The organism is Mammaliicoccus sp. L-M44 (genome assembly GCF_022386355.1).
GTDB lineage: Bacteria > Bacillota > Bacilli > Staphylococcales > Staphylococcaceae > Mammaliicoccus > Mammaliicoccus sciuri_A.
Genome location: NZ_JAJNIU010000038.1, coordinates 1 through 11,322 on the forward strand (window position 1 = coordinate 1; position 11,322 = coordinate 11,322).

The 11,322-nt window shown below is 31.0% G+C and carries 12 protein-coding genes; 3 read left to right on the forward strand and 9 right to left on the reverse strand.

Features of this window, described 5'->3' with window-relative positions; genetic code table 11:
• Positions 1–237: 237 nt before the first annotated feature.
• Genes menB through LQ611_RS13375 form a run of 4 tightly spaced genes read right to left on the reverse strand, consistent with a single transcriptional unit; the run spans position 238 to position 4,850 of the window.
• On the reverse strand, positions 238–1,059 hold the full coding sequence (gene menB, locus LQ611_RS13360) for a 1,4-dihydroxy-2-naphthoyl-CoA synthase (RefSeq protein WP_025905467.1): 822 nt from the start codon (positions 1,057–1,059) through the stop codon (positions 238–240).
• A complete protein-coding gene (gene menH, locus LQ611_RS13365; protein ID WP_119475334.1) occupies positions 1,032–1,853 on the reverse strand; it encodes a 2-succinyl-6-hydroxy-2,4-cyclohexadiene-1-carboxylate synthase in 822 nt (273 codons plus the stop codon). The genes menB and menH overlap by 28 nt, the downstream gene beginning before the upstream one ends.
• A complete protein-coding gene (gene menD, locus LQ611_RS13370; protein WP_037588921.1) occupies positions 1,834–3,513 on the reverse strand; it encodes a 2-succinyl-5-enolpyruvyl-6-hydroxy-3-cyclohexene-1-carboxylic-acid synthase in 1,680 nt (559 codons plus the stop codon). Before menD ends, menH begins: the two co-directional genes overlap by 20 nt.
• A 2-nt stretch (positions 3,514–3,515) precedes the next feature.
• Positions 3,516–4,850 (reverse strand): isochorismate synthase, encoded by a 1,335-nt coding sequence (locus tag LQ611_RS13375; RefSeq protein ID WP_232339582.1) that lies wholly within the window; start codon positions 4,848–4,850, stop codon positions 3,516–3,518.
• Between the two features lie 205 nt (positions 4,851–5,055).
• Here LQ611_RS13375 and LQ611_RS13380 point away from each other — a divergent pair, with 205 nt between their 5' ends.
• On the forward strand, positions 5,056–5,994 hold the full coding sequence (locus LQ611_RS13380) for a 1,4-dihydroxy-2-naphthoate polyprenyltransferase (RefSeq protein ID WP_025905471.1): 939 nt from the start codon (positions 5,056–5,058) through the stop codon (positions 5,992–5,994).
• A gap of 80 nt (positions 5,995–6,074) precedes the next feature.
• A protein-coding gene (locus LQ611_RS13385) for an IS3 family transposase (RefSeq protein WP_119651187.1) occupies positions 6,075–7,621 on the forward strand; the annotation gives its coding sequence in 2 pieces (ribosomal slippage) (positions 6,075–6,732 and positions 6,732–7,621; 1,548 coding nt in all).
• 80 nt (positions 7,622–7,701) lie between these two features.
• On the opposite strand, the gene LQ611_RS13390 is transcribed toward LQ611_RS13385, so the two are convergent.
• Together LQ611_RS13390 and LQ611_RS13395 are read right to left on the reverse strand one after the other, a co-directional pair.
• A complete protein-coding gene (locus LQ611_RS13390) occupies positions 7,702–8,430 on the reverse strand; it encodes an alpha/beta hydrolase (RefSeq protein ID WP_107566013.1) in 729 nt (242 codons plus the stop codon).
• Positions 8,431–8,464: 34 nt separating this feature from the next.
• Positions 8,465–8,932, reverse strand: a complete 468-nt coding sequence (locus LQ611_RS13395) for a GNAT family N-acetyltransferase (protein WP_025905635.1) — start codon at positions 8,930–8,932, stop codon at positions 8,465–8,467.
• A gap of 553 nt (positions 8,933–9,485) precedes the next feature.
• Here LQ611_RS13395 and LQ611_RS13400 point away from each other — a divergent pair.
• Positions 9,486–9,692, forward strand: a complete 207-nt coding sequence (locus LQ611_RS13400; protein ID WP_025905636.1) for a hypothetical protein — start codon at positions 9,486–9,488, stop codon at positions 9,690–9,692.
• A gap of 96 nt (positions 9,693–9,788) precedes the next feature.
• Here LQ611_RS13400 and LQ611_RS13405 read toward each other — a convergent pair whose 3' ends face one another.
• From LQ611_RS13405 to LQ611_RS13415, 3 genes are all read right to left on the reverse strand, one after another.
• On the reverse strand, positions 9,789–9,983 hold the full coding sequence (locus LQ611_RS13405; protein WP_025905637.1) for a hypothetical protein: 195 nt from the start codon (positions 9,981–9,983) through the stop codon (positions 9,789–9,791).
• A 3-nt stretch (positions 9,984–9,986) separates the two neighbouring features.
• Entirely contained in the window at positions 9,987–10,226 is a 240-nt protein-coding gene (locus LQ611_RS13410; RefSeq protein WP_107566015.1) for a hypothetical protein, read from the reverse strand.
• A gap of 525 nt (positions 10,227–10,751) precedes the next feature.
• Complete coding sequence (locus tag LQ611_RS13415; protein ID WP_119475337.1) at positions 10,752–10,997, reverse strand: hypothetical protein; 246 nt, start codon at positions 10,995–10,997, stop codon at positions 10,752–10,754.
• Positions 10,998–11,322 lie beyond the last annotated feature (325 nt).

Below are 11,322 nucleotides of genomic sequence, written 5' to 3' on the forward strand. Positions count from 1 at the left end.
AAAAAAATTAAAATGGACGGTTTATTTGAATATGTTTTCTTAAATACAATCTGGCTTGACTAATCGTAGGAAATAGGAGCTCTGTATTTATCAAGACTGGCCAAACAAGATAAATAGGTGACTCCTATATTGCAAGACTCCCCAAGCAACATAGAACACTTCATATACAGATATTTTTTCCATAAAAAAGGCTGAGACATTATAAAATGTCTCAACCTCTTATTTTTTGTATCAATATTAAGGAAACTTAGGAAATTGATCGAAGTCTGGTTGACGTTTTTCTTTGAAAGCGTCTCTTCCTTCTTTTGCTTCGTCTGAAGTGTAATATAATAATGTTGCATCACCAGCGAATTGTTGTAAACCAGCTAATCCATCAGTGTCAGCGTTCATAGCAGCTTTTAAGAAACGTAAAGCAGTTGGTGAATGTTGCATCATTTCTTTACACCATTGAACTGTTTCATCTTCAATTTTATCTAATGGTACAACTGTATTTACAAGGCCCATATCAATCGCTTCTTGTGCATCATATTGACGACATAAGAACCAAATTTCACGTGCTTTTTTATGTCCAACAATTCTTGCTAAATAGCCTGAACCATAACCAGCATCGAATGAACCTACTTTAGGTCCAGTTTGACCGAATCTTGCATTTTCAGCGGCAATTGTTAAGTCACATACGATATGTAGTACGTGTCCACCACCAATAGCATATCCTCTAACCATAGCTACTACTGGTTTAGGAATTACACGGATAAGACGTTGTAAATCTAATACATTTAATCTTGGAATTTGGTCATCGCCAACGTAACCACCATGTCCACGAACAGATTGGTCTCCACCTGAACAGAATGCTAAGTCGCCTTCACCAGTTAAGATGATAGAACCTACTCTTTCATCATCTCTAGCTCTAGAGAAAGCGTCGATCATTTCTTGAACTGTTAAAGGTGTGAATGCATTACGTACTTCTGGACGGTTGATAGTAATCTTAGCAATACCTTCGAAAAATTCATATTTAATTTCTTTATATTCTTTTATAGTTTCCCATTGTCTTGACATAATTTGCCTCCTAAAATAAATTCTATTATTATTGTATCAAATTTTGAGGGTTGTTCCACATGAATTGTGTGCCCGGCATCATTAACAATATAAAATTTACTATTTTTTATACTTTCGTTCATTTGTTTACCTATTTGAATAAACTTTTCATCTTTTTGACCGACGATAATACAAGTTGGCACAGTCATTGTATTCAAATGATGCCAATTGGATGGTTGTGAACCTGTACCATAATCTTTAAGTGCTTTACTTAAGCCGTTTGGATTTTGAGAAAGTCTCATTTGTTTAATACGTTCTCTTTCTTCAGTAGAAAGTATAGACTGACTATTAAATAATGGTAGTTTAGACCATTCTTCGACAAACTGCTGTAATCCAATTTCATGAATGCGCGCTGCTCTACTATGATCAACTTCGATTCTATTCTGTTTATCTGATGGATCTTTAAGACCTGGACTTGCACTTTCTAAAATTAAGCCGTTTAATAACTCTGGGTATTGTACAGCGAAGCTTAACGCAACACGTCCACCCATAGAATATCCATGCAAATAAACCTTTTTTAACTCTAAATAATCAATAACTTCTTTAATCTTAGAGACAATATAATCCATTGACCATGTTTCATCATAACTTGATTCATCATGTCCATGTCCAGGTAAATCAATGGTTATGACATTTAAGCCTTGGTTACTTAACGCACTCTCAACTATATGAAATGATGTATGATCACTGATGAAGCCGTGTAATAAAATAATAGACGGTTTATGTTCATCAAACGACTTAACGCGGTGATTTAACATATTGGATACCTTTCATTTGTTCAAAAAGTTGTCTATGTGTTGCGGTATTTTCTTCTCTATTCGTTAGAATTTCGTATAAATAAGAACCGAATTGCGGTAATGTTTGTTTCTTATAATCAGAAACGCTTTCGAATTTTTCGTAACCTAACTCATATAGATGCGCAACATGTTGAAAATCTAAATCAAGTGGTGTACCGAATAATTTCTCAAAATGTTCAGGTGCTTCTTCTTTAGGTGCTAAGTAATTGAAGATGCCCCCACCATTATTGTTTAAGCACACAATTGTAATATCTAAATCATGTAGTTTACTCATAATCAAGCCATTCATATCATGGAAGAATGAAACATCACCAATAATAAGTGTGACTTTTTTATATACAGACATACCAAGTGCAGTCGATACGACACCATCTATACCATTTGCACCTCTATTAGCTGCTATTTCAGCTTTTGAGTTTAAATTAAATGTATCGACATCTCTTATCGGCATACTATTACCAACAAATACAGTATCTTTAGAAGTCATTTTTTTCAATAAACTACCGACTGCAGCACCTTCATCTGTTTCTTCTTCGATATATTTTTCAATCAATGCACTTGCTTCTTTATCCATTGTTATCCATTTTTCTAACCAATTCTTGTTTTGAGTTGGTGATACATCTTGAGCTTGTCTGAAGAAATCATTTGGACTTAATTCCACTGAAATCGTTGGTACTTTAGGATAAGCATCAGGTGTATCATTATTTTGCACAAGAATTTGTGGACACTTAACTTCTTTTAACCAATTGTTTAAATGTTTCGAAACGACTGGTTGCCCCACTCTGATGATAAATTGTGGTTCAATACTTAAACCGCCTTTGAATAATGCGTCATAAGTAGAAATCACATTTGGATGATTTAATTTTCTCAAATTACTTAATGGATCAGCTAATATAGGAATATTATGAATCGCTGAATAAGTTAATATTTGAGATAAATCTTGACCTTGTGTGTCTCCTACAATAACGACACCTCTTGGTTTTTCGATATATGTTTGTATACTCGTAAAATCAATCGACTTTTGGTATTTTGTTTCTAATTTTCTTTTAGAAGACAAATATCTTCTTAATTTCACATTAGGAATTAATGGTTCTCTAAATGGAAAATTAAAATGCACAGGTCCTCTTTGTGGACCAACAAAATGCTTCTCAGCTTTAATCATATTCATATTAATTGCATTTAATGTACCCTCTGAGTCATCAGCTATAGGCATATCAAATTGAAACTTTGTAAAGTTTTGGAACATATTTACTTGATTGATTGCTTGAGGTGCACCAACATTACGTAGTTCATGTGGTCTATCACTCGTAACAACAACAAGTGGTAAACGACTAATAAACGCTTCAGAAACTGCTGGCATATAATTAGATGCAGCTGTTCCTGACGTACAAATGATTGCAACAGGCTTTTGACTTGCTTTAATAATACCAAGTGCAAAAAATGCTGCGCTTCTTTCATCTGGATGAACCCATGTTTTTAAATGTGGATGTCTTTCACAAGCTATCGCTAATGGTGTAGATCGTGATCCAGGACTAATAACAACATCATCGACACCATATTCATATAATTTAGAAACAAATGTAAATACTTGTTTAGTGAGACTTTCAGTATGTGTACTCAATTCTACATCACTCCTAGTGCTTTCAACATTGGTTTAAATTTTAAGTCTGTTTCTTCAAACTCAGATATTGCTTCAGAATCTTTTACAATACCACAACCTGAATACAATGTTGCAGTATGATTGTTCACTAACATAGATCGAATAGATACAACAAATTCACCATTATTTTCTAAATCGATATAACCTAATGGTGCACCGTAAAATCCTCTTGTACCAAACTCTTCATGTTCTATAAATTTTATCGCTTCAACTTTAGGAAATCCTCCTAATGCTGGCGTTGGATGCAATTGATTAACAATTTCTAATACATTTTCAGATAGTAAATCTGCTTGTATTTTCGTATATAAATGATATAAATGCTTGTTAGTAAGTATGGTAGGCTTTTTATCGTATTCAATGTGTTTTGTGAATGATTGAATATCATGAATAATACTATCCACTACATAACGATGTTCAAATTGATTTTTAGAATCATTTAGAAGCTCATCTTTTAATTCATCATTCTTTGTTTCATCTTCTGTTCTTAAAATCGTACCAGCAATTGCATTTGTATATAGTTTACCATCTTCTATTTGGCAAAGTTGTTCAGGTGTTTGTGAAATAAATTGAGATTTACCTGACTCAAATAGTAATAAATAACTTGATTCATTTGAATCTAATGATCTTTGTAATGCATCTTCAACATTAACACGATCTTCAAATTCGATTTGTCTTCTTCTGGATAGTACGACTTTTTGTAGTGCTACAGATTGATTCATTTGTGAAACAACTTTAGTAACTAACGCTTTCCATTCTTCACTTTGAATATCTTTATTTTCCACTACTACAGGTTCACTCGATTCGATTTTTTCATTTTCTGTTTCTAAAATATTTATAACTTCTTGAATGTTGTCGATATCGAATTTGTTACTATGATCCGTATAAGTAAGGTAATAATGACCATTTTCTTTAGTTACCAAATATTTAGGCAATACAAAATGACTCATCCCGTAATCTTTCCATTCATTCGTTAATGAATGCTCTGAAAATTGAAAGCCACCAAAGAATTTTAGATGGTGCTTTTCATCATGTAACTTAATCGTATTTAATTGTTCTTTAATATTTTGCCAGTATTCATATATATCATCATGTTCTAGATGCGAATACCTAGCTTCTAATAAATATCCAATTCCACACATTTCTAATTTAGAATCTTTAGATTTGTAATAAAAATGTTGTCCTGTATAATTGATTTCTTCCCTTAATAAATGGATTAAATCTGGTTGATATTGAAGCTCAATTTCAACTGAAATATAATTTTTATTTCCATCGATTTCAGAAATTATCTGTTGCTTCAAATCCGTCCTCAAGGCCATTTCACTTCCACTTCTTTCCGAAAAATATCTATCTACTTATTTTATCATTTTTTAAGTGAACATGCGTTAATATTGTACTTTAAATACAGAATATAAATTAAAATTTTACACAATTACAGTGATTGACCAATTGATAGCGAAAGCATATACTAATACTGTCAAAAATATAAATTTAAGAGGTAAATACATGTCACAAAATTTATCACAGCATTCAGGCTTGAAAAAATATTATCATTTGATGAGACCACATACCCTTACAGCATCATTTGTTCCTGTACTATTAGGTACCGCTTCATCAAAGATTTTTTTAACAGGTGCTGAAGCATCCATTAAAATTTCAGTCGTATTAGCAATGTTACTCGCAAGTATTTTAATACAAGCAGCAACTAATATGTTTAATGAATACTTTGATTATAAGCGTGGATTAGATGACCATACTTCTGTTGGTATCGGAGGGGCAATCGTAAGAAATGGTATGTCTCCTAAATCCGTTTATAATTTAGCAATAGCATTCTATGTTATAGCTGTCATATTAGGTATTTACATATGCATGCAAAGTACATGGCTATTAATACCAATAGGATTAGTTTGTATGGCAATCGGTTATTTCTATACAGGTGGACCAATCCCTATTTCATGGACGCCATTCGGTGAAATATTCGCTGGATTCTTCATGGGATTTGTAATTGTCATGATTTCATTCTATATACAAACAGGTACTTTAAGCTTTTATCCAGCATTATTAAGTATTCCAGTTTCTATTACAATTGGACTTATCAACTTAGCAAATAACATTAGAGACCGCGAAAAAGACAAACAAAGTGGTAGAAAGACTTACGCAATCTTAGTCGGTAAAAGACTTTCCATCATGACTATGGCAATTCTATATATTTTCGCATATGTCTTTGTTATTTACTTAGCATTATTTAAACCATACGGCTCTCTTTTATGGTTGCTCGTCTTAATATCTGCACCATTCCCAATCAAAGCCGTACGTCGATTTAACAAAAATGACACACCACAAACAATGATGCCTGCAATGGCAGCTACAGGTAAAGCAAACACAATCTTCGGATTGTTATTAGCACTTGGTGTATATATTAGTGGTTTATTAGGTGGATTATAAAAATAAGACCATGCCAACTTTTGATATGCTCCCTGTTAAGGAAACACTTAAATAGTGAAAACTTAGCAGGGAGTTTTACTATGACTAGAAATATTAAAATAGATATAAATACATTATTAGAAGCTTTTGATTTATATGAACAAGGCTATAGCTTCTTAAATGTTATGAAAATGTTGTCATTGAATACAAATCATAGATTATTAAGTGAAAAATACCAGAGGTATAAATTATATGGAGTTAATGGATTGTTACCTAAAACAAAAAATAACTCGTATCCGTCATCTTTTAAATTACAAATTATTAATGAGTATTTTGAAAAGGGAATATCGCCTGTACAGTTGGCTATTAAATACAATATCCCCTCAGATCGCACTGTTCGAAATTGGATAAAACGTTATACTATGGGTAAAGAGAACAAAACATATTCTCCAAAACCCGAGGTGTATACGATGAAAGCAAGGAAAACAAATTTAGAAGAACGCATTGAAATAGTTAAAGATTACATAGAAAGTAATAGTGATTATAAAACAATCGCTGATAAGTACTCAGTAACTTATGGTCAAGTTTATAATTGGGTGAAAAAATATAAAAATCATGGTAATGCTGGTTTAGAAGATGGACGAGGCAAAGGGAAACCTCAATCTATAATGACAGAAGATGAAATAAAAGATGCCGAAATTAAAGCATTAAAAGAACGAAATAAATATTTAGAAATGGAGAATGAGGTTTTAAAAAAGCGGAGAGAATTCGAAAGAGAGATGATGAATCAAAAAGTAAACAAATCGCGTCATACAAAACGATCAAAGCGCTAAAAAATAAATATCCAATTAAATGGTTATGTAGTGTTTTAGGAATAAATAGATCAAGTTATTATAAATGGACAAACAGAAAACCATCTAAGAGAGAGATTGAAAATAATACATTAATGGAAGATATCAACGATATCTATCATCAATATCAAGGTATTTATGGTTATAGACGCATTTATATTTATATCCGTCTTAAATTGAATAAACATGTTAATCATAAGCGTGTTTATAGATTAATGAAACAATTAAAATTAAAAGCTATTATACGTCGTAAAGCCAAGCGATATAAACTTTTTACTCCTGAAGTAACTGCGCAAAATATTTTAAACAGATCATTTAATGAAAGTAAGAAGAATAAGAAATGGTTAACCGATGTGACTGAATTCAAATTAAAAAATGGTAATAAAATATACTTAAGTGCGATTTATGATTTGGGTAGTAAAACAATTTTAAGTTATGAATTGAGTAGTTCAAATAATAACCAATTAGTATTTAATACGCTTGAAAAAGCAGTTAAACAAGTAAAAAATACCAAGGGTATTATTTTTCATAGCGATAGAGGGTTTCAATATACTTCTAGAAGTTTCAAAGCAAAATTAAAAGAGTATAAAATGATTCAAAGTATGTCACGTGTAGGCTGTTGTATTGATAATGGGCCAATGGAATCAGTATGGGGAATGATGAAAAGTGAAATTTATAAAGGAAACAAGAACTTTTCTTTTATAAATTATGAACAGGCAGTAGATGAATTAACTAAGTATATCCATTTTTATAATACTAATAGAATTACATTAAAAATGGCCGAATCTATAGCATAGCTATGAATTCGACCAAAAATACATTTTTATTATTTAGTTGTCTACTTGACAGGGTGCAGTTCACTTTTGTTGGCGTGGTCTTATTTTTTTAAGAACTCAAGTATATCTTGTTCAATTTGTTCTTTATCGTCACTTCTTGTCATTAAATGTGTTGCATTTTTATAGGCTGTTAATTCTTTATGTTCTGATGATATATCATGATATATTTTCTCAGCACTATCTTGATAGAATCTTTGATCTAATTCTCCATACTTTATAGAGATAGGTATATTTACTGCGTCTAAATGATTCATAATATCCTCTATAAATGATGTAAAAAGACGTGCACCATCTTCATAATCATCAATGAGTGCAAGTTGGCGTTTACTTTCATCTTCATCTAAACCTTGGATCTGATTAATTCTTTCTCCATAATGATAAAGTCTTCTCTTAATATCTTTATTAGTTCTATTATGAGGTGTGGACATTGCTATACATTTCTTCACATCAAATGTTTCGACAAGTTTTAAAGACATAAGCGCACCCAATGAAACACCGAGCACATGAATGGTTTCATATCCACTATCCTTTAAATAGTGATAGCTATCTTGTACCTGTTCCCACCAATCATTTGTCGTATAGGCTAATATACCTTCTAAACTTAATCCATGTCCTTTATAAGCTGGAATATAGCAAGTATATCCCGCTTCGTTTAGAAACTCTGCTAAAGCTTTTACATCTCTTACTGTACCTGTAAATGAATGCAATAATATAACCGCTTCATCTCCACCTTTTAAAAATACATTTTGAGATTCTTTCAATTTCAACAATCAAATCACTCCGATTTCAATTTCGATATCACTATTATAACGCTTTTTCCATATAATAGTTTGTCGTTTCAAATCCCATTTTTTTATATAACTCATACGCAATTTGATTATGACCGAAAACATGGAGTCGAATACTTTTAATGTCATGTTCCTTGCAATACTCATCTATAGCTTGCATCGTCATTTTACCTAAACCTTTACCTCTTTCAGATTCGTCAATTTTAATATCATAAATAAAACTCTTTAATACATGATCTTTCTCGAATACATGTAGCCATAAAATACCAACCTTCTCTCCTTCATTAAAGATATTAAAAATTTTATGACCTTCTGTATGTAAACCATCAGGTAGAAGTTTCTTAAAATATGCTCTACCTCTCTCATCCGCTTCTTCAACAGACCAAGAACCACTTTTCACTTGTTCATCAGCAAATTCTTTCAAAGAAACCTCATAAAAATCATTAAAGTCCTGCATTTCCATTAATCTTAATTCAACAGTCATATAATCCCCACCAATCTCTATATTTAGGTCCATTATACACTTCTATAAATTAGAAACAAAAATACAATTATTTGTTTAACCACTTAATAAACATAATCCCTAAAATTAAAATACTCACAGCAACAAGCGATTCAATCTTCTCTTTCTTCGTCGTTTTACGAATACTTATACTTGCTTTCATATCAATCACACTCCGTCCATAATCAACTCAATAATCATTTCACTAGCATTATTTTGAACGTTTAATCATTCCTGCTAATATCAATACCGTTCCTACAATATTTGTAATAATATTAATAATTGTTAATACTCTTGACACTTTTTTATATCAAACACACCTCTTAATCATTAATTTTTCACAATAGACAAATATTGCCAAATTGTGTTATAATACAATTAAAAAAAGGACAACGTGCTGTAACACGTTGTCCTATGAGCCCGTTTTAAAGACGGTGACCAAAATTTAATGATTAAATAAATCATCTCAAACTAGTCAAAAGTTGTAAGAGATGGTTTATTTTTTATGATTTAAATCATTATAAGGAGTGAAACTATGAAGCAACCTAAATACATATTATTATCTACATTACCTATCTACATAATGTTCTTTATACAAGGATTCTACGCTATTATATATAAAGAAAACCCTATCGCTAGAGTAATTGCTGTAATTAGTATGATAATCTTTACAATTATGCTCACTCTTCTCGTTTCAAAGGTATTAGATGCTAGCAAACAAAAAAATGGAAAAATAAGGTAATAAGATTTTAGACATAAAAACAAGCTATCACAACACTGTGATAGCTAAAAATTTGTCTAAAAATAGTACCATAACCATTAATTCTTTGTAAGGTACTTAATCTAAAATTTCAATCGACTTTATTTCACTTTCATCAAAGTCGTATATTTGTATTCCAGTATCTAAATATATAGAATATTCTCCACTTTCATTATCCATTTCATCATCATAAGTTATAACTTTACCTGTGAATTTTTGACCATCATCTGCTTCAATTAATACCATTTTTCCCACATAAGTCCATAGTTTCATAATTTACCCCCATGCTACAAGATCGGTTTCAGGAAACTCATTATTTTTAATATATTTCTCAATTCTATAAATCGCATGACCTAAATAGTTATTTGTACCTTCATCATATTCCGTATTTTTTGCATAGAGTATTTCACAATCATCAATTCTTATAGTAATTCTCCCTGACACTTTTTCGTTTTCGGGATAATAATCATAAGTCACGCTTTTTTCGTCTTTACGTACTAATATTAAAACTAACATTAATCATTACCTCCTTTTTCTAATTAACTCCTCTAGTGTTTTAATTCTTTTTCTCTTTTTGTATGTCGTTGTTTTAGTTGTTGTTTTTTCTTTAAGCTATTCTTTGGAATGCTTCAGCCGCATCTTTAGGTGGCATATAAGCGTCTAGTGTCGTTTCGTATTTCTTCAATGTTATCAACCTACTTATTCACTAATATTTACTATATTATATAATTTTTTCAAAATTCTTACAATAAAGCAAAAAGCTATCTAATATTACGTTAAACATTGAGATCAACATCAATCACGATTACATACTAAAAAAGCCCACCTATTTCATTTAGGTGAGCTTTTGGATATTCATATATAGTGTTGGCTATTTCATTCTTCATATATTTATTCCGAGTCTATTTTTATTTGGTTAACATATAATAAATTAAGGAAATGCAACAAATAATGATTATTATATTGATAGTAATCATAAAAATATCTTTAGCTTTATTTGTCATTGTAATCACCTCATATTATTATAAAGCTACACAGAGCTTATCCCCATGCAACGAATTGTGTTTTAGGTAACTCGTCAAAATCAACAATTTTTCTCATTCTACTAGCAGCATGTACGAAATATAATGACTTATACTTTTCAACTTCTGTTTTAGTAAAATCTATTATTTCTTTATCTTTTCTTCGCTTTGTTATTTGACCAGGCGTTAGTTCTTTATTATCTTCAGGATAATAATTATAAGTCACAATTTCATCATTGTATTCAATTAACTCCATTGTTAACATCTTAATCACTCCATTTAAGACTTAAATGACTATAGTATTAATGATATTACGCTTTTTATATCCAATATTATAATTATTCATTAAATCATGTTCAAGAGCTTTTTATAACTAGGATAAATAATCATTATGGTCACATGATTAAAAATATGGTGCTAGTGTGACCACGTTGTGACCAAAAATATTAAACCAGTTTAAATAAAAAAAGAAAAAACCTTGAGTTATCAAGGTTTTTTCTCAGAGTGTCGACAAAGTCTTAGACTTTGCCGGCATTTTTTTATGCGCATGCTTTTCGCGGGCATGTTCTCAGCCTGTAGTCTTCGAATCA